The organism is Pantoea sp. Taur, assembly GCF_009830025.1.
Classification (GTDB): domain Bacteria; phylum Pseudomonadota; class Gammaproteobacteria; order Enterobacterales; family Enterobacteriaceae; genus Pantoea; species Pantoea communis.
Window position 1 is genome coordinate 1 of sequence record NZ_SZZZ01000010.1, and the last position, 20,031, is coordinate 20,031.

The 20,031-nt window shown below is 54.3% G+C and carries 16 protein-coding genes; 11 read left to right on the top strand and 5 right to left on the bottom strand.

All coding sequences use genetic code 11. The annotated features are described in order from the left end of the window. From accB to msrP, 4 genes are all read right to left on the bottom strand, one after another. Window positions 1-361, bottom strand: a 361-nt coding sequence (gene accB / locus FD744_RS14480) for an acetyl-CoA carboxylase biotin carboxyl carrier protein (RefSeq protein WP_160868569.1), incomplete at its 3' end; no start/stop codon positions are given. A 21-nt stretch (window positions 362-382) separates the two neighbouring features. Next, window positions 383-835, bottom strand: coding sequence for a type II 3-dehydroquinate dehydratase (gene aroQ / locus FD744_RS14485; RefSeq protein WP_058959566.1), 453 nt, complete (start codon window positions 833-835; stop codon window positions 383-385). A 232-nt stretch (window positions 836-1,067) separates the two neighbouring features. Beyond that, the gene (msrQ, locus tag FD744_RS14490; RefSeq protein WP_034831066.1) at window positions 1,068-1,670 is read right to left on the bottom strand and encodes a protein-methionine-sulfoxide reductase heme-binding subunit MsrQ; all 603 of its coding nucleotides are present in this window, start codon (window positions 1,668-1,670) and stop codon (window positions 1,068-1,070) included. Further along, entirely contained in the window at window positions 1,671-2,675 is a 1,005-nt protein-coding gene (msrP, locus tag FD744_RS14495) for a protein-methionine-sulfoxide reductase catalytic subunit MsrP (protein ID WP_034831065.1), read from the bottom strand. A gap of 327 nt (window positions 2,676-3,002) precedes the next feature. Between msrP and csrD the strand changes: the two genes are divergently transcribed. The 8 genes from csrD to tldD all read left to right on the top strand — a co-directional run bounded on the left by csrD (window position 3,003) and on the right by tldD (window position 15,405). Beyond that, on the top strand, window positions 3,003-4,949 hold the full coding sequence (gene csrD, locus FD744_RS14500; protein WP_160834438.1) for an RNase E specificity factor CsrD: 1,947 nt from the start codon (window positions 3,003-3,005) through the stop codon (window positions 4,947-4,949). A 310-nt stretch (window positions 4,950-5,259) separates the two neighbouring features. Then, the gene (gene mreB, locus FD744_RS14505; RefSeq protein WP_007891976.1) at window positions 5,260-6,303 is read left to right on the top strand and encodes a rod shape-determining protein MreB; all 1,044 of its coding nucleotides are present in this window, start codon (window positions 5,260-5,262) and stop codon (window positions 6,301-6,303) included. A gap of 145 nt (window positions 6,304-6,448) precedes the next feature. After that, window positions 6,449-7,483, top strand: coding sequence for a rod shape-determining protein MreC (gene mreC / locus FD744_RS14510; protein ID WP_034830877.1), 1,035 nt, complete (start codon window positions 6,449-6,451; stop codon window positions 7,481-7,483). Next, window positions 7,480-7,968, top strand: coding sequence for a rod shape-determining protein MreD (mreD, locus tag FD744_RS14515; protein WP_034830875.1), 489 nt, complete (start codon window positions 7,480-7,482; stop codon window positions 7,966-7,968). Before mreC ends, mreD begins: the two co-directional genes overlap by 4 nt. A gap of 8 nt (window positions 7,969-7,976) precedes the next feature. Beyond that, window positions 7,977-8,570: a nucleoside triphosphate pyrophosphatase gene (locus FD744_RS14520; RefSeq protein WP_034830874.1), complete on the top strand. Its 594-nt coding sequence runs from the start codon at window positions 7,977-7,979 to the stop codon at window positions 8,568-8,570. Continuing rightward, window positions 8,560-10,029, top strand: coding sequence for a ribonuclease G (rng, locus tag FD744_RS14525; protein WP_038644369.1), 1,470 nt, complete (start codon window positions 8,560-8,562; stop codon window positions 10,027-10,029). The genes FD744_RS14520 and rng overlap by 11 nt, the downstream gene beginning before the upstream one ends. A gap of 47 nt (window positions 10,030-10,076) precedes the next feature. Beyond that, the gene (gene yhdP, locus FD744_RS14530) at window positions 10,077-13,895 is read left to right on the top strand and encodes an AsmA2 domain-containing protein YhdP (protein ID WP_160868570.1); all 3,819 of its coding nucleotides are present in this window, start codon (window positions 10,077-10,079) and stop codon (window positions 13,893-13,895) included. Window positions 13,896-13,959: 64 nt separating this feature from the next. Further along, window positions 13,960-15,405, top strand: a complete 1,446-nt coding sequence (tldD, locus tag FD744_RS14535) for a metalloprotease TldD (RefSeq protein WP_038644371.1) — start codon at window positions 13,960-13,962, stop codon at window positions 15,403-15,405. A 242-nt stretch (window positions 15,406-15,647) separates the two neighbouring features. Here the strand turns inward: tldD and aaeR are convergent, their stop codons facing one another. Continuing rightward, the gene (gene aaeR, locus FD744_RS14540) at window positions 15,648-16,565 is read right to left on the bottom strand and encodes an HTH-type transcriptional activator AaeR (protein WP_038644372.1); all 918 of its coding nucleotides are present in this window, start codon (window positions 16,563-16,565) and stop codon (window positions 15,648-15,650) included. A gap of 258 nt (window positions 16,566-16,823) precedes the next feature. Between aaeR and aaeX the strand changes: the two genes are divergently transcribed. The 3 genes from aaeX to aaeB are packed head-to-tail and all read left to right on the top strand — an operon-like array spanning window position 16,824 to window position 19,930. Next, entirely contained in the window at window positions 16,824-17,027 is a 204-nt protein-coding gene (gene aaeX, locus FD744_RS14545) for a p-hydroxybenzoic acid efflux pump operon protein AaeX (protein WP_021508145.1), read from the top strand. 9 nt (window positions 17,028-17,036) lie between these two features. Further along, on the top strand, window positions 17,037-17,966 hold the full coding sequence (aaeA, locus tag FD744_RS14550; RefSeq protein ID WP_058959562.1) for a p-hydroxybenzoic acid efflux pump subunit AaeA: 930 nt from the start codon (window positions 17,037-17,039) through the stop codon (window positions 17,964-17,966). A gap of 11 nt (window positions 17,967-17,977) precedes the next feature. Further along, entirely contained in the window at window positions 17,978-19,930 is a 1,953-nt protein-coding gene (gene aaeB, locus FD744_RS14555) for a p-hydroxybenzoic acid efflux pump subunit AaeB (RefSeq protein WP_058959561.1), read from the top strand. Window positions 19,931-20,031: the final 101 nt, after the last annotated feature.

The window sequence follows — 20,031 nt, forward strand, 5'->3', positions numbered from 1 at the left end:
TCATCGCTTCAACGATGCACAGGGTATCGCCCGCGTTGACTTTCTGGCCCACTTCCACGAAGGCTTTCGCATCCGGGCTTGGGGTACGGTAGAAAGTGCCGACCATCGGAGAACGCACGATGTGGCCGGTGATTTCCGGCTTAGCGGCTTCAGCCGGCGCAGCGGCTGCAGGTGCAACGGCGGTCGCCAGCGCAGGCTGCTGCATCACTGGCGCAGCATAAGCCTGTTGCATGACCGGATAGCCAGCGTTCGCAGGTGAACGGCTGATACGAACTGACTCTTCGCCTTCAGAGATTTCCAGCTCGGAGATGCCAGACTCTTCTACCAGTTCGATCAGTTTCTTAATTTTACGAATATCCATGAGTGTGGTTCCGTACTCTGTTTAATTGGAATGTGACAGGCGTTTTACTGCCGTTTGTAAAGCCCATGAGTATCCATCAGCGCCAAGTCCACAAATGACGCCAGCAGATACATCAGAAAGATAGGAGTGATGTCGGAACGGCTCGCGTGCATGCACGTTCGAGAGATGCACCTCAATAAAAGGGATGCTAACCGCCAACAGGGCATCACGCAGTGCAACGCTGGTATGCGTGAATGCAGCCGGGTTGATGATGATGTAATCCACATTGCCACGGGCCTCGTGAATACGATCAATCAACTGAAACTCTGCATTCGATTGCAAATGACTCAATTTCACATGGTGCTGATCGGCCTGCTGGGTCAAATCGCTGACAATTTCTGCCAACGTGGTGTGCCCATACTTCTCAGGCTCGCGCGTTCCCAACAAATTCAGGTTGGGGCCGTTTAAAAGCAGTATGTGAAATTCGTGCGCCATCTTGCTGCTATCTCCTGCAATCAGTAAGGCATCGCGTAAAATACCGCGACATCTGTCGTTTGTCACTCCTGAGAGTGAAAAAGACGACTTCGCTTGCAATAAAGCCGGGCATTATATCCGTTTCGTCGCAATTCGCAGCAAAATACTGGTCTTATCTGCGAAGTTGATCGGATGCGGCCCGAAGGCCACACCTTTTATCAGATTTCACAGCAGGAAGACAACCATGCGGGGATTATCGATGCAGAAGTTTACGCAACTTATTGTAACGCCAACCTAACAGCACTAAAGCCACCAGCGCATAAATCCAGGGCTGCGGGGAGAAGACTTTCACCGACCAAAGATAGTGGATAGGTGCGAGGATCGCGACAAGATAGATGCCGTTGTGCAGGGTTTGCCAGCGACGGCCAAGCTTACGTTGGGCACGTTGAAATGAGGTGATGGCGAGGGCAAACAGCACCAGCCAGCAGATCATACCCAGTAACAGATAAGGACGTGAAACGATCTCACTACCCAGCAGTTGCAGGTGGTTATAACCCAGTTCCAGCAGGTAATAGCTGGTCAAATGCAAACATGCCCAGGCAAAACACCACACGCCGAGCAGGCGGCGGGTGCGAATCAGCAGAGGCTGTTTCAGGTAACGCGTGAGTGGGCTCACCAGCAGCGTCGCCAAAAGCAACTTTAACGCCATTCTGCCGGTAAAATGCTGGATATCTTTCGCCGGGTCGGCACTTAACCAACCCTGGCTGGCTGCCATAAACAGATACACAAACGGCAGGAAAGCCGCGAGATGCAGCACCACTTTTAACAGGGTGATATGGCGTAACGTCAGTCGCACTCAGTAGTTCTCCCGTAAATCGAGCCCGCGATACAGTGAAGCCACCTCTTTAGCGTAGCCGTTAAACAGCAGGGTTGGCTGGCGTTCGACATTCAGAATGCCGCCGGAACCAATAAAACGCTCGGTGGCCTGCGACCAGCGCGGGTGATTCACATGGGGGTTAACGTTGGCATAAAATCCATATTCGTTATTGGCGATTTGGTTCCATGTGGTAGGAGGCTGGTCGCGCGTCAGGGTGATTTTAACGATGGACTTGATGCCCTTGAAACCGTATTTCCACGGCACCGTCAGGCGAATCGGGGCGCCATTCTGTGGCGGCAGCGCTTTACCGTACACGCCGGTGCTTAATAGTGTGAGAGGGTGCATCGCTTCATCAAGACGCAACCCTTCCACATACGGATAATCCAGCCCACCGCCAATAAAGCGATCTTTCTGACCTGGCATCTGGTCCGGAGCATATAACGTCTGAAAGGCGACAAAGCGGGCATTGCTGGTGGGTTCAGCCAGTTTGAGTAATTTATTCAGCTCAAAGCCCACCCAAGGGATCACCATCGACCACGCTTCAACACAGCGCATGCGATAAATACGCTGCTCCATGGCAAAACGTTTAAAGATGTCGTCCATATCCAGCGTGATCGGTTTCGCCACTTCACCTTCAATGCGCAACTGCCAGGGCTCAGTTTTCAGCGTGCCGGCGTTGGCAGCTGGATCGGCCTTATCCAGACCAAACTCATAAAAGTTGTTATAGCCAGAAACCTTGTCAAACGGTGTCATCGGCAGATCGGCCTGATACTGCGCGGGTTTGGTAAATTGCAGATCGCGACCTGCGGGGGCAGGTGGACGGTCATTGCCTTTAAACCAGCTCAGCACATCTGCCTGCGCCGCGCCGGGTAAACTTGCCGCAGCGGCGCCTAATCCCAGCGCTTTCAACACCTGACGGCGGCGCATATTAAAGATGCTCTCGGGCGTCACGTCGGATTCGGTAAGGTATTGCTTCAGCTTCATGGCATTCTCCGGCGAAAAAGGTGGTGTTGTACTCAGCATGATCAACTCGCGCTGGACACGCCACTTTGCCCGGAAAAATATGAAATTTCCTGGCAAGCGGGCTCTGTTGAGAATAGGACGAAAAAGCCCGTGTGAAACGCAAGCCATCACACTTTGCGGCTATACTCGCGCCGCAGGTCCGATTAGCATGGCGCACCGCCTAATTTGATGCGCGTCTGGCGCTGATTCAGACGATGTTTTGTGCTATTTTGCTCAGGTTTACGCCAATGAGCAGGTTGGCGCCGTCGGATGGCGACCGTTTAGAACCGCAGTGATACAGGCACAGGGATGCGATTAACAACTAAGTTTTCTGCGTTTATTACATTATTAAGCTTACTGGCAATGTTATTGATGCTGGTCGGCTGCGCTTTTAGTTTTATCTGGCTATCGCAACAACGCGTTGAAACACGCGTCAATACGCTAGCGACCGAAGTCGATAAAGCGCTGACAACGCAATCGCCACAAGAACTGACGCAGTGGTTGACGCGCATCATGCCGGTGATCAATGCGGAACAGATTGAGATGCATAACGGCAATACCGTGGTGTTTCAACTCGCTCGCCATGAAAATCCTATGCTCGAAGATGAGCCGAATCGTTTTATTCAGTTCGATCTTCCGTTAGTGCACTCTCCCGGCCTTGAGCTGCGTGTAGTGGTACTCGATCCTGCGAAAACCTGGTTCCGTTCCTTTACCGGTGCCTATACGCTGATTGTCCTGCTCAGCGTGGTGGCGATTATGTCGGCTTTACTGGTGATGACGCATCGCTGGATCAATCGTCGCTGGCAGCACATGGAGCGTTTAGAAGCTCGCTCCGAGCGTATTCTGGCGGGTGAGCGCGTGCCCTACGTCGGCCATTATGCCGAATGGCCGCCAAAAGCCAGTCGCGCCATTGACACTTTGCTTAACGATCTTCAGGAAGCGGGCGAGCAGCGCTTGCGCATTGATACGCTTATCCGTACGTTTGCCGCACAGGATTCACGCACCGGCCTGAATAACCGCCTGTTCTTCGATAACCAGTTAGCCACGCTGCTGGAAGATCAGGAAGATGTGGGCACACATGGCGTGGTGATGATGGTGCGCCTGCCCGATCTCGACACGCTTCATGAAACGCTGGGCCAAACGCTGGTGGATGAATACCTGTTTGACCTGATTAATATGCTGTCGACATTTGTTCTGCGATATCCAGGCGCTTTACTGGCACGCTACTTCCGCAGCGATTTTGCCGTGTTATTGCCGCACCGCACGCTCAAAGAGGCCAACAGTATCGCCGATCAGTTGATCAACGCGGTCGACTCATTGCCGCCGATGCGTATGGTCGATCGCGATGATTTAATCCACATTGGCATCAGCGCGTGGCGCAGCGGAGAAACCGTGCCGCAGGTGATGGAAAATGTCGAGATGGCGACCCGTCGTGCCGCCTTGCAGGGCGGTAACAGTTGGTCAGTCGGTGAAGGCAATACCTTAGACATGGGACGTGGTAGTGTGCGCTGGCGAACGCTGCTGGAAAACACGCTTAATCGCGGCGGCCCACGTCTTTACCAAAAACCGGCTGTGTTGCTGGATGGCAAAGTGCACCACCGTGAAATGCTGGCGCGCGTGTTCGATGGCGACAAAGAAGTGGTGTCGGCCGAGTTTATGCCACTGGTGCTGCAACTGGGTTTGACCGACAGTTGGGATCGCCAACTGGTGACGCGAATCGCGGCACTCTCTGAAGTGTGGCCTGATGAAACGCTGGCGTTACCCGTCAATATTGACTCCTTATTACAGCGTCCATTCCAGCGCTGGCTGCAAAAGCTTTTGCTGCAATGTACAAAATCGCAAAGAAAACGTTTTTTATTTGAACTTGCTGAGGCTGATGTTTGTCAACACATCAATCGCTTAGTGCCGGTTTTCCAAATGTTGACCGCGTTTGGTTGCCGTGTGGCGGTGGATCAGGCGGGCATGACCGTGGTGAGCAGTGCTTATATCAAGCAGTTCCCAATCGAAGTGATCAAACTCGATCCGGGGCTGGTACGTAATATTGAACGTCGTACTGAAAACCAGTTATTTGTGCAAAGTTTACTGGAAGTGTGCAAATCCACCTCGACACAAGTTTTTGCTGCGGGCGTGCGTACGCGCGCGGAGTGGCAAACGCTGGCGAATCTGGGCGTGGCAGGTGGGCAGGGCGACTTCTTTGCCCCATCATTGCCGGTGAACAGTAACGTGAAAAAACATTCACAACGTTATCGAATTTAGGTCTTCAGCCAGTAAAGTGGCGCTGAGGGGCCTTTTTCTGCCCTTTGGTGGATTACGTCCGCGCTTATGATGGCTGGAAATGTTAGATTTTATGTCGAAATTCGCCCGGTGATTAAGGGGGAATTTACGTTTAATAGGGCGGCTTAGCGCTATTTAACGGCGGCCAGGGATAAGCGAATCGGCCCAAAAAATTATTCAGCGTATTTTTTCACCGAAGCAGAACGTTTTTGCGCCTTGTAGCGGCTTCGCGTGGTTGGTAAAGTAGGCGGATTTTATTTTCCGCCCCCAGCTTGCAGGATTATCCCTTAGTATGTTTAAAAAATTTCGTGGCATGTTTTCCAATGACTTGTCCATTGACCTGGGTACCGCGAATACCCTGATTTACGTAAAAGGACAAGGCATCGTGCTGAACGAGCCTTCCGTGGTTGCCATTCGTCAGGATCGTGCCGGTTCGCCAAAGAGCGTTGCGGCCGTAGGTCATGACGCCAAGCAGATGCTGGGTCGTACTCCAGGCAACATCGCGGCCATCCGTCCTATGAAAGATGGCGTGATCGCCGACTTCTTCGTGACTGAAAAAATGCTCCAGCACTTCATTAAACAAGTGCACAGCAACAGCTTTATGCGTCCAAGCCCACGTGTGCTGGTCTGCGTACCGGTTGGCGCCACTCAGGTTGAGCGCCGTGCTATCCGTGAATCTGCACAAGGTGCAGGCGCGCGCGAAGTGTTTCTGATTGAAGAGCCGATGGCTGCCGCAATTGGTGCAGGCCTGCCGGTATCTGAAGCAACCGGTTCGATGGTGGTGGATATCGGTGGTGGTACCACTGAAGTGGCCGTTATCTCCCTGAACGGCGTGGTCTACTCTTCTTCTGTACGTATCGGTGGTGACCGCTTCGATGAAGCTATCATTAACTATGTGCGCCGCAACTACGGTTCACTGATTGGTGAAGCCACTGCGGAACGTATCAAGCATGGCATTGGTTCTGCCTATCCGGGTGATGAAGTACACGAAATTGAAGTACGTGGTCGTAACCTGGCTGAAGGTGTACCGCGTGGCTTTACCCTGAACTCCAATGAAATCCTCGAAGCGCTGCAAGAGCCGTTGACCGGTATCGTGAGTGCAGTAATGGTCGCGCTGGAACAGTGCCCACCAGAACTGGCTTCTGATATTTCCGAGCGCGGCATGGTGCTGACCGGTGGTGGCGCATTGCTGCGCAATCTGGATCGTCTGCTGATGGAAGAAACCGGTATTCCGGTTGTCGTTGCAGAAGACCCGCTGACCTGCGTCGCGCGCGGCGGTGGTAAAGCGTTGGAAATGATCGACATGCACGGCGGCGATTTGTTCAGCGAGGAGTAAATCCTCATCGGCTGAGACCGTGGTCAAATTGCGCAGGGAGTCGCGCCTATCGACGCTGCGCACGACGGCGAGATGCGTCCAGCCCTGGAGGCGTTAGTCATAAGACTGGCGCTTCTTCCCTGATGTCGAGGAACACGCAGAATTTATGAAGCCGATTTTTAGCAGGGGGCCTTCCCTGCAGTTGCGTCTCTTTCTGGCAGTCATTGTGGCTATCGCGATTATTATCGCAGACAGCCGCGTGAGCTCCTTCTCCCAGATCCGCAACTACCTGGACACGTCGGTAAGTCCATTTTATTTTCTGGCCAATGGGCCGCGACAGCTTCTTGACGGCGTCTCAGAAACGCTGGCTTCACGCCAGCAGCTCGAGCTGGAAAACAAAGCGCTGCGCCGTGAGCTCTTCCTGAAAAACAGTGACCTGCTGATGCTGGGGCAATACAAGCAGGAAAACGCACGTCTGCGTGAGCTGCTCGGCTCGCCGCTGCGTCAGGATGAGCACAAGATGGTGACCCAGGTGATTTCAACCGGCACCGATCCGTATACCGATCAGGTGGTTATCGATAAAGGCAGCGTAAACGGTGTTTACGAAGGCCAGCCGGTGATCAGTGATAAAGGTGTGGTGGGTCAGGTGGTGGCTGTGGGTCAGGTGACCAGCCGTGTACTGCTGATTTGTGATGCTTCGCATGCGTTGCCGATTCAGGTGTTACGTAATGATATTCGCGTGATTGCGGCGGGTAACGGCTGCAGTGAAGATTTGCAGCTGGAACATCTGCCGGGCAACACCGACATTCGTGTCGGCGATGTGCTGGTGACGTCAGGTCTCGGCGGGCGTTTCCCTGAAGGCTACCCGGTTGGAGTGGTCTCTTCCGTGAAAGTCGATACCCAACGTGCCTACACCGTGATTCAGGCGCATCCGACGGCTGGCCTGCAACGTCTGCGTTACCTGCTGCTGTTGTGGGGCGCGGATAAGAATGGCGACATGCCAATGGCACCAGATGAAGTTCACCGCGTGGCGAATGAGCGTCTGATGCAGATGATGCCACAGGTCTTGCCGCCAGCAGGCGAAATGGGCCCACCGGCACCGGATATGATGCAGCCTACGCAGCAAATGGGGCCGCCGGCACCCGCTAACAGCAGTCGTTCGCAAGGGATCCCAGCGAACACACGCGGAGGCCAGCCTTGAGTCGATATCGCAGCCAGGGCCGATGGGTTATCTGGCTGTCCTTTCTGATTGCCCTCATTCTGCAAATCATGCCCTGGCCGGAACAAATCTACATGTTCCGGCCTTCATGGCTTTTGTTGATCCTGGTTTATTGGGTTCTGGCATTACCGCACCGGGTTAATGTTGGTACAGGCTTCTTTTTAGGGGCCGTGATGGACCTGGTGGCCGGTTCGACGCTGGGGGTGCGCGCGCTGGCGTTCAGCATCATCGCGTATCTGGTGGCCTTCAAATTTCAGCTATTCCGAAATCTGGCGTTGTGGCAGCAGGCATTAATGGTTATGGTGCTGTCGCTCGCGGTGGATGTCATTGTTTTCTGGGCTGAATTCCTGGTCATCAACGTCTCATTCCGCCCGGAAATCTTCTGGAGCAGTGTGGTCGACGGCATTCTATGGCCCTGGCTATTCTTATTAATGAGAAAGATTCGCCGTCAGTTCGCTGTTCAGTAAGGAAGACTATGATAAGCCTGTATCTCGCATCCGGTTCACCGCGTCGACGTGAACTGCTCACGCAATTGGGTCTGCAGTTTGAGCGCCTGATTACCGACGTTGAAGAGCAGCGCCAGCCAGAGGAAGCGGCGGAAGTTTATGTGCGCCGTCTGGCTTTGGACAAAGCGCGCGCAGGTGTGGCGGTCGCACCGCAGGATTTACCGGTGCTGGGTGCAGATACCATCGTGGTACTCAACAATGACGTGCTGGAAAAGCCGCGCGATGCTGCACACGCAGCGCAGATGTTGAGTCAACTCTCCGGGCAAACGCATCAGGTGATGACCGCCGTCGCGCTGGCTGACAGTGCACGCGAGCTGGATTGCCTTGTCACCACTGACGTGACATTCCGCAATATCACGGCAGAAGAAATCTCGCACTATATTGCCAGCGGCGAGCCGATGGACAAAGCCGGCGCGTACGGAATACAGGGTCTGGGCGGCAATTTTGTCCGCAAGATTAATGGAAGCTATCACGCCGTAGTGGGATTACCGCTGGTTGAAACCAATGAGTTGCTGAGCCACTTTCAGTCACTGCGTGCGTTAAGGGGACAAGATGACGGCTGAGCTGCTGGTTAACGTTACACCTTCTGAAACCCGTGTTGCCTATATTGATGGCGGCATTCTGCAGGAAATTCACATTGAGCGCGAAGCACGGCGCGGTATCGTAGGGAATATCTATAAAGGTCGCATTAGCCGCGTGTTGCCCGGTATGCAGGCTGCGTTTGTCGATATCGGCATGGATAAAGCCGCCTTCCTGCACGCTTCTGACATCATGCCGCACACCGAATGCGTGGCGGGTGATGAGAAGAAAAACTTTGTCGTACGCGATATCAGCGAGCTGGTGCGTCCCGGCCAGGATCTGGTGGTACAGGTGGTGAAAGATCCACTCGGCACCAAAGGTGCACGACTCACCACTGATATTACGTTGCCTTCTCGTTATCTGGTGTTTATGCCAGGTGCATCACACGTTGGAGTATCACAACGCATTGAAAGCGAAGCGGAGCGTGATCGCTTGAAAGCGGTCGTTTCCGCCTACTGCGACGACCTCGGCGGCTTCATTATTCGTACTGCCGCCGAAGGCATCTGCGAGGAAGACCTGGCGCAGGATGCCGCGTTTCTCAAGCGTCTCTGGACCAAAGTCAGCGAGCGTAAGAAACGTAACCAGACGCGCTGTCTGCTGTACGGCGAGTTAGCGTTAGCACAGCGCGTGTTGCGCGACTTTGCCGGCGCAGCGCTGGATCGTATTCGCGTTGATTCACGTCTGACCTGCGATCTGCTGGTGGAATTTACCGGCGAATATATCCCGGAAATGGCCAGCAAGCTGGAGCTGTACAGCGGCAAACAGCCAATCTTCGATCTGTTTGATGTTGAGAATGAAATCCAGCGCTCTCTGGAGCGCAAGGTTGAACTCAAGTCGGGCGGCTATCTGATCATCGATCAAACCGAAGCCATGACCACCGTCGATATCAATACCGGTGCATTTGTTGGGCATCGTAATCTCGACGAAACCATCTTCAATACCAACATTGAAGCCACACAGGCGATTGCTCGCCAGCTGCGTCTGCGCAATTTGGGCGGCATTATCATCATCGATTTTATCGACATGAGTAATGACGACCATCGTCGCCGCGTACTGCATTCGCTGGAAAGTGCGCTGAGCAAAGATCGGGTGAAAACCGGTATCAACGGCTTCTCGGCGCTCGGTCTGGTGGAAATGACGCGCAAACGCACGCGGGAAAGTATTGAACATGTGCTCTGTGCCGATTGCCCGGTGTGCAAAGGGCGCGGCACGCTGAAAACGGTGGAAACGGTCTGCTACGAAATCATGCGCGAAATCGTGCGTGTGCATCATGCTTATGATTCCGATCGTTTCCTCGTTTATGTTTCCCCGGCAGTGGGCGAGGCGTTAAAAAGCGAAGAGTCACATGCGCTGGCTGAAGTGGAAATCTTTGTCGGTAAGCAGGTTAAAGTCCATGTTGAGCCGCTCTATACTCAGGAGCAGTTTGACGTCGTCATGATGTAAGTCGTGAGGCTGAACGCCGTTATTCAACGGGAAGCAAGGAGAGGTGTGTGAGGCGGTTGCCGAGGATTTTGTTACTGCTGCTCGCCGCAATCATCGTTATTGTGGCGCTGCTGGTCAGCGGGTTGCGCCTCGTTATGCCGCATCTCAACAGCTATCGCAGCGACATACTGCAGACGATTTCACGCGTCAGCGGAGTGACGGTGGATGCCAGCGAGCTGCAGGGTAAATGGGAGAACTTCGGCCCAACCCTGCAGGTGCGTAATCTCAACGTTGTGATGCCGGAAGATGGCAAACTCACCATTGGCCGCGTAAATCTGGCGCTTAACGTCTGGCAATCGCTGCTGCACTGGCGCTGGCAGTTCCGTGATCTTACCTTCTGGCAACTGCGTCTCGAAACCAATCATCCGCTGCTCACCAGCGATCAACAAAAAAATAGCTTTAAGCCGGCGCAAATCAACGATCTGTTTCTGCGCCAGTTTGACCACTTTGATCTGCGTGATAGCAGCATCCGTTTTCTCACGCCCTCTGGCCAGCACGCTGAGCTGGCGATTCCGCGCCTGACCTGGCTCAACGAAAGCACGCGTCACCGTGCGGAAGGGGAAGTCAATCTCTCCAGCTTTACCGGTCAGCATGGTGTAGTGCAGGTGCGACTCGATCTCAACGATACCAACGGATTACTCAACGATGGCCGCATCTGGATGCAAGCGGATGACGTCGATGTGCGTCCGTGGATCGGTCCGTGGCTGCGCGACAACACCAGCCTCGAAAGTGCCCGTTTCAGCCTGGCGGCATGGGTGAATCTGCGTGATGGCGATGTCTACGCCGGTGACCTGTTGCTCAGTAAAGGCGGTGCACGCTGGCGCGGCGAACAGGGCGATCACCAACTGCAGGTTGATGGCTTAACCGCGCATCTGGCGCGTTTCCAAAATGGCTGGAGTTTGTCCGTCCCGCAAACCCGACTCAGCACCGATGGCATAGCCTGGGCACCGGGACACTTCTCATTGCTGTGGAAGCCGGAAGACCAGCAGATGCTGGGCGCCAACAGTGGTGCGGAGGTGCGTGTGCGTGCCACGCAACTGGATCTGGAGCGTCTGGCACCGTTGGTACCGCTGTTCAAACCCTTATCCCCTGCGTTACTGGATAACTGGCGTGCATTGCAGCCGCGCGGCAACATCGATGCGCTGGCGCTGGATATTCCGCTCAATCAGCCCGAACAAACCCGCCTGCAAGCCAAATGGCGCAACCTGGCGTGGCAGCATTGGGAGCTGTTGCCAGGGATCAGCAATCTAAACGGTACCGCCAGCGGCAGCGTGAGTAACGGTCGGTTGGATGTGGCGATGGGACAAGCGGAAGTGCCTTATGGCGACATGTTCCAGGCGCCACTGCAAATTCAACAGATCACTGGCAAACTGAACTGGCAGCGCGATGCCAGCGGCCTGACGCTGGACGGTCAGAATCTTGATGTTCAGGCACGTTCCCTGTGGGCGCGCGGTGATTTCCGCTATCAGCAAAATATCGGCAAAGCGCCACAGCTGAATATTCTGGCGGGCATTCGCGTCACCGATGCGGGTGATGCCTGGCGCTACTTCCCGGAACCGCTAATGGGCCATGATCTGACCCATTTCCTCAGCGAGTCGATCAAAGGCGGGAAGGTGGACAATGCCACGCTGTTGTTCGCCGGTAATCCCAGCCTGTTCCCGTTTAAGCACAATGACGGCATGTTTGAAGTATGGGTGCCGCTGCGTCAATCCACCTTCCTGTTCCAGCCCGGTTGGCCCGCGCTGGAAAACCTCGATATCGACCTCGATTTTGTTAACGACGGCCTGTGGATGAAAGCCGAGAAAACCAAATTGGGGGAAGTGGATGCGCGTAACGTCAGCGCGGTGATCCCCGACTATCTCAAAGAGAAGTTGATTATTAATGGCGATCTTAGCGGTCAGGGCAAGCAGATTGCCGATTACTTCGAACAGACGCCTCTGAAATCGACGTTGGGCGCGGCACTGCAGCAGTTGCAAATCGGTGGCAATGTGCGCGGTTCATTGAATCTCAATATTCCGCTGGATGGTGAATTGGTTCATGCCAGCGGTAATGTGGTGATTAACAATAACAGCCTGCACATTAAGCCGTTAAACACCACGCTGGAAAACCTCACTGGACGTTTCCGTTACAACAACGGCAATCTCGAAAGTGAAGAGATGCAGGCCAACTGGTTTGGTCAGCCCACTGGCGTCAGTTTTACCACTACCGAAAACCCTGACAACTTCGGTGTCAATGTGAAGCTGCTGGGCGACTGGCAACCGTCGAAACTGAAAGTGTTGCCGACCAGCGTTAGCAGTCAATTGAGCGGCAGTCTGCCGTGGCAGGGCAATGTCGACATCACGCTGCCACACAAAGGGGGCGCGACCTATAAAGTCGATTTGCAGGGCGATGCAAAAACAGTAAGTAGTCACTTACCTTCGCCACTGGATAAGCAGGCGGGTGAAGCGATGCCCATCGCCATTAACGCCACCGGTGATCTGAAAGGATTCACGCTAAGCGGCAGCGTGCGCGAGCATAACCGTTTTAACAGCCGCTGGATTCTCGAACCTCAGCTGCGTGTGGATCGTGGCATCTGGCTCAACGATGCGAAGAGCACACCGAAGCTGCCCGAAAAACGCGGGATGGAACTCAATTTACCGCCGCTGGATGGTGAAGCCTGGATGGGGCTATTGGCGGGAAGCAGTGGTTCGCGTAATGCTCAGGGCGAAACGGAAGTCGGCGGCGCGCTGTTACCAGGCGATGTGACTCTGCGGACACCGGCACTTATGCTCGGTGGCCAGCAGTGGCATGACGTTAATGCCACCGTCACGCAAGGGCCGACCGGTAACACTCAACTTCAGCTGGAAAGCCGCGAAGCGCGTGGCAGTTTGCAAACCGCACAGCATGCGCCATGGCAAATCGACCTTAGCTATCTTTACTACAATCCAGAATGGGCGAACAGCAGCGACAACAACGCCTCGCCGTTGGGTGACAACAGCAGCACAGTAGACTTCAGTAACTGGCCAGCGATGCAGCTAAACTGTGATGAGTGCTGGCTGCGCGGGCAGAAGTTTGGACATATGCAGGCCAGATTACAGCCGCAGGGAGATACGTTAGCACTTACTAACGGTAGCGTGGATTCCGGCAGTGCGAAGCTGAAGATCAACGGAGAATGGGTCAATAAGCCGGGCAATCAGCGTACCTCATTAAAAGGCAGTCTGAGCGGTAAAAACATTAATGATGCCGTTAACTGGTTTGGGATGAATACCCCACTTCGTGACGCGCCGTTTAACGTGGATTATGACCTGCACTGGCGTTCCGCCCCGTGGCAGCCTTCAGCGGAAACGTTGAGCGGTACGCTGAAAACCCATTTTGGCAAAGGCCAGATTGCGGATGTGAACACCGGGCGTGCGGGGCAGTTGTTACGCCTGATGAGTTTTGACGCCTTGCTGCGCAAGCTGCGCTTCGATTTCAGTGACACCTTCAGTGAAGGCTTCTATTTCGATTCAATTAACGGCACGGCGTGGATCGAGAACGGTGTGATGCACACGGATAACCTGCTGGTCGATGGCCTTGAAGCGGATATCGCCATGCAGGGAAAAATTGATTTGGCGAAGCGCCAGATAGATATGGAAGCGGTCGTTGCCCCTGAGATCTCCGCTTCGGTGGGGGTGGCGACGGCCTTTGTGGTCAACCCGGTGATCGGGGCCGCCGTATTTGCCGCCAGTAAAGTATTGGGCCCGCTGTGGAATAAGATCTCGCTACTGCGTTATCACATTAGCGGACCGTTGGATAAACCGGAAATCAATGAAGTGCTGCGCAAACCGCGCGAAGACGACAAGAAGTGAATTTGACGCCGTCGGGGAATTGCCGCAGGCTATGACTATCCGAGCACATAATGAGTGAGAAACGATGACTCTGAATCTGGTAAGTGAGCAGTTACTAGCTGCGAACAGCATTAATCAGCAGGACCTTTTTTCCCTGTTAGGGCAGCTTTCAGAACGTCGTCTGGATTATGCCGACCTCTACTTCCAGTCCAGTTTCCATGAATCCTGGGTGCTGGAAGACAAAATCATTAAAGATGGTTCTTACCACATCGACCAGGGTGTCGGTGTGCGAGCTATCAGTGGTGAGAAAACCGGTTTCGCTTACGCAGACCAAATCACCCTGAACGCCCTCCGCCAGTCTTCTGAAGCCGCGCGCAGTATTGTTCGTGAGCAGGGCAATGGCAAAGCGCATACACTTTCAGCTGTGATCAACCGTTCGCTATATGCGCCGGTGAATCCGCTGGACAGCCTGACGCGCGAAGACAAAATTGCACTGCTGCATCGTGTTGATACCGTGGCACGTGCGGCCGATCCGCGCGTGCAGGAAGTCAATGCCAGCCTGACTGGCGTGTACGAGCAGGTGCTGGTGGCGGCCACCGATGGTACGCTGGCTGCGGATATCCGACCACTGGTGCGTCTGTCGATCAGCGTGCAGGTGGAAGATCAGGGTAAACGTGAACGCGGCTCCAGCGGCGGCGGCGCGCGTACCGGTTATGAGTTCTTCTATGCCGATGAAAACGGTGATGTCCGTGCCGATGCATGGGCGCGTGAAGCGGTGCGTCTGGCGCTGGTGAACCTCTCTGCCGTGGCCGCGCCTGCGGGCACCTTGCCGGTGGTATTGGGCGCTGGCTGGCCGGGCGTGCTGCTGCATGAAGCAGTCGGTCATGGTCTGGAAGGCGATTTCAATCGTCGTGAAACTTCGGTCTTCAGCGGAAAAATGGGGCAACTGGTGGCCTCTGAACTCTGCACCGTGGTTGACGATGGCACCATCGAAGGGCTGCGCGGCTCACTGGCAGTGGATGACGAAGGCGTGCCAGGCCAGTATAACGTCCTGATCGAAAACGGTGTGCTCAAAGGCTACATGCAGGACAAGCTCAATGCGCGTCTGATGGGCGTACCGCCAACCGGTAACGGGCGTCGTGAATCCTATGCGCATCTGCCGATGCCACGTATGACCAACACCTATATGCTGGCGGGTAAATCCACGCCGCAGGACATCATTTCCAGCGTTGAGTACGGGATTTATGCACCGAACTTTGGTGGCGGTCAGGTAGATATCACCTCGGGCAAGTTTGTGTTCTCAACCTCAGAAGCCTATCTGATTGAAAACGGCAAAGTCACTACGCCGGTGAAAGGCGCTACGCTGATTGGTTCCGGTATTGAAGCGATGCAGCAGATCTCAATGGTCGGTAACGATCTGGCGCTGGATAAAGGCGTTGGCGTGTGCGGTAAAGAGGGGCAGAGTGTGCCGGTCGGCGTCGGCCAGCCAACCCTGAAGCTGGATAAAATCACCGTCGGCGGAACTGCATAATCATTCCTGGTGCGCATCAATGCGCACCTTCCGAATGACAGTAAAGTCTGATGTCCCCATGACGCACCATTTCGAATGGCCGTGGAGTCTGATGATTCCACGGCGGCCTCTACGAATGACCGTAAGTTGATGTTCGCATGGCGGACTCTACAGATTATCGAACAGTCTGAGTTTCCCTATGGCGCACCTTACAAATAGTCGTTTCGCGCATCGTAGGGACACCCTGTATGGCGCCCAGACCGTTAACTCTTACGATGCTGCTGATACTGTTGCGCCACCTGCTTAAAGTACTCGGTCAGATAATCGATACATACCTGCACCTTCAACGGCATCTTGTCTTTCTCGGTATAGAGCGCATACACCGGACGCGGTTCTGAGTGATATTGCGGGAACAGAATATCGATCTCCCCGGCGTTAATCTCATCAATCACCCACATCAGGGGGACGTAGGCGATGCCGCAACCGGCTTTCAGCCAGCGAATCAGCGTCTGTGAATCATTAGTCACGAAGCGCCCTTGTGGCGTCAGCCGCGTCACCAACCCTTCCGGCGCGACCAGTTCAAAGGTGTTATCCGGGCGTACGCTGTACTCCAGCCATGAAAAATTATCGATTTCACCCGGTTTGTCTGGCGTACCATGCTGTGCCAGATAACTTTTTGCGGCACAGACCACCATCGGCATCGCGCCCAGTCGGCGTGAGAACAGATTTGAATCTTGCAACGCGCCTACGCGGACCACGAGATCCAGGCCGTTAGCGATCAAATCTGGCGCGGGAATGCCGGTAACCAGATTGACGCTCAGACCAGGATATTCACGTAGCATATCGCTGGTCATTGCAGACAACACGTTTTGCGCCATGGTGGAGGAGCAGCCGATACGCAGAATACCGATCGGCGTATTATTAAAGGCATAAAGCTGTTCGTGCACCTGAGACGCTTCAGCCAGCATGCGGCGGCAGCCCTGATAGTAGATCTTACCTGCTTCGGTCAGACCAATACTGCGCGTACTGCGATTTAACAATTTGACCTGCAACTCATCTTCCAGTTTGGCGACAATTTGGCTGATTGACGAAACGCTAAGATGAAGCTGACGTGCCGCGGCGGTAAAAGAACCTAATTCAACCACTTTGGCGAAAATGGACATGCCTTTAAGTCGTTCCATTGTTTACTCTGGCTAAAAAGTGATTTAGCTCACAATATGTAGAAAACGTATAGTCATGCGCGTTACTATACGCACGCTGGGTCTGTTCACCGCACCTTAACACGGCTGTATTTACACGATGATACGCTATCATTAGCTCAACGCGGCCTGAATGTTGCCATCAGTCTCCCAATCATCCCCTGATTCTCAACCCGACGTGCCATGCGGCATGAGGGCAGGTATCGGTGCAATCCGGCAAGGTCGAACTAAGGAACCGTAATGAGTGTGCTTCCGGTATTTGTCGTATTCGGGCTGAGTTTTCCGCCCATCTTCATTGAACTACTGGTTTCTCTGGCGCTGTTCTGGCTGGTGAAACGCGTGCTGACGCCCAGCGGAATTTATGACCTGGTGTGGCATCCGGCACTTTTTAACACAGCGTTGTATTGCTGCGTGTTTTACCTTGTATCCCGTCTATTCGTCTGAGGTTTTTAAGTGAAAGCGCTCATAAGAAAAATCGCGCGTTACGCGATTACTATCCTGCTGGTTATCATCGCAATCGTGATCATCTTCCGCGCCTGGGTGTTCTACACCGAATCGCCCTGGACGCGTGACGCCAAATTCTCCGCTGATGTGGTGGCGATCTCGCCGGACGTGACCGGCCTTATCACTGACGTGCCGGTGCACGACAACCAGCTGGTGAAACAGGGGGATACGCTGTTTGTCGTGGATCGCCCGCGCTACCAGAAAGCGCTGGATGAAGCCCAGGCGGATGTCGAATATTACCAGGCATTAGTCAATGAAAAGCGTCGTGAAGCGGCGCGCCGTAATCAACTCGGCACCAGTGCCATGTCGCGTGAAGCCATCGACCAGGCTAATAACGATCTGCAAACCAGCGAACATCAGCTGGCAAAATCGGTGGCAACGCGCGATCTGGCGGTGATCGACCTGGATCGCACCACCATCAAAGCGCCTTCAGATGGCTGGGTCACTAACCTGAACGTTTATCAGGGCGAGTTCATCACCCGTGGTTCCGTTGCCGTGGCATTGGTACAGCAGCACTCATTCTATGTGCTGGCTTATATGGAAGAGACCAAGCTGGATGGCGTGCGTCCGGGCTTCCGCGCTGAAATCACCCCGCTGGGCAGTAATACCGTATTGCGCGGCACGGTGGACAGCATCGCGGCGGGTGTGACCAACAGCAGCAGCAGCGTGGACAGCAAAGGTATGGCGACCATCGATTCCAACCTCGAATGGGTACGACTGGCACAGCGCGTACCGGTGCGTATTCGTCTTGACGATCAACCGGGCAACCGCTTCCCGGCGGGCACTACCGCCACGGTGGTGATCACCGGTGATAAAGATCGCCAGACCAAAGTCTCGCCGTTGACGCAGTTCTTTAACCGCCTGCGCGAGTTTGGTTAAGCGAGGGCGTTATGATTGAGTTTTTGCGTTTCCCGGTGAAGCTGACATTTGCGCTGGTTGCGGCGCTGATGATTGGCTTTCACTTTAATCTGGAAACGCCGCGTTGGGCGGTGATGACCGCCGGCATTGTTGCCGGTGGTACCGCCTTTGCTGCGGGGGGCGATCCCTATTCTGGCGCACTGCGCTATCGCGGCATTCTGCGCATCATTGGTACATTTATTGGCTGTATTGCCGCCCTCACTATCATGATCGCTACGGTGCGTGCACCGGTGGTGATGCTGCTGCTGTGCTGTTTATGGGCGGGGATGTGCGTCTGGCTCTCTTCGCTGATTAAGGTCGAGAACTCTTACGCATTGGGACTGGCGGGTTACACTGCACTGATTATCGTGATTACTGCCGATGCCAGTGGCGGTTTAACGCTGGCACCCCAGTTTGCCGTTGAACGTTGCAGTGAAATCGTCATTGGGATTCTGTGTGCGATTCTTGCGGATATGTTGTTTTCGCCGCGCTCGATCAAAAAAGTGATTGATGCTGAAGTCGATTCGCTGCTGGTGGCGCATTACAAACTGCTGCAACTGTGTGTCGCCCACGCGGATAAAGACGAGGTGGATCGTACCTGGAGCGCGCTGGTACGTCGCACCACGGCACTCAACGGCATGCGCAGCCAATTGCTGATGGAATCTTCGCGCTGGAAAAATACCAGCCGCCGGTTACAGATGCTGAATACGCTGTCGCTGACGTTAATTACGCAAGCCGCTGAAACCTTCCTGATTCAAAACGCTCGTCCGGATTATATTCCGACGCAGTATCGCCTGCTGATTGAGAAAGACGTCCATAACGTCGATGACGTGCATAAGCGTATGAAGGTGATGCGTCGTTTGATCAGCGTCAGCAACAAAAATGTGCCGATGACGGTGGCAAGTTGGGTCGGCGCAGCAACAGAGTATCTGCTGCTGATTAATGGTGTACGCAGTAACAGCCGCATTACCACGCTGGAAGAGAGTATCCTGCAGCGCGAAGTGGTGATTCAGGCACGTTCGGCGGAAACCCATCATGCGATGATCAACGGCGTGCGTACTTTTGTGGCGACCGCGCTCGGCTCTCTGTTTTGGCTCTATACCGGCTGGACTTCGGGTAGTGGCTGTATGGTGATGCTGGCCGTCATCACCGCGCTGGCGATGCGTATGCCGAATCCGTTGATGATGGCGAAAGACTTCTTCTACGGTATGGCCTTCGCCGTACCACTCGGCATGCTCTACTTCATCTATATCCTGCCAGCTACCCAGCAAAGCGCGTTGTTGTTGTGTATCGCGATTGGCGCACTCGGGTTTATCGGCGGTATCTTCGTGCAACGACGCCAGATTGGTACGTTAGGTGCGTTGATTGGCACCATCAATGTGCTGGTGCTGGATAATCCGATGAAGTTCGAGTTCAACGTCTTCCTCGATAATGCGTTGGGCCAGTGGATCGGCAGCTTTGTGGCGATGATGGTGATTCTGCTGATTCGCGATAAATCCAAAGCACGTACCGGCCGTAAATTGTTGAATCGCTTTATGTATGCGGCTGTGGCGGCCTTGACCACTAATCAGGCGCGCCGTCGCGAGAATCATCTGCCCGCGCTCTATCAGCAGCTGTTCCTGCTGCTCAATCTGTTCCCCGGCGATATCGACAAATACCGCATCGCGCTGACGCTGATTATCGGTCATCAGCGACTGCGTAATGCTGAAGTCCCGGTTAACGCGGAGCTTTCGGCTTATCACCGTCAGTTGCGATACACCGCCGATCGCGTGATTTCAGCCACCAGCGATGACAAGCGGCGCTACTACTTTGAGCGTTTGTTGAAGGAACTGGAGATTTATCAGGAAAAGCTCCATCACTATTCGGCACCGGAGAGCGTTACCGAACCGGTGAAACGGCTGTCGTTGATGCTGGATAAATACCAAAACACCCTCATCCAAATCTGAAATCGGCCGCTGCACGTTGCAGCGGCCTTTTTGATCCCACGCTGACACAAAACCCGATGATATTGGCATCTATACTTTCCTGACAGGATGCAAACTAGCAG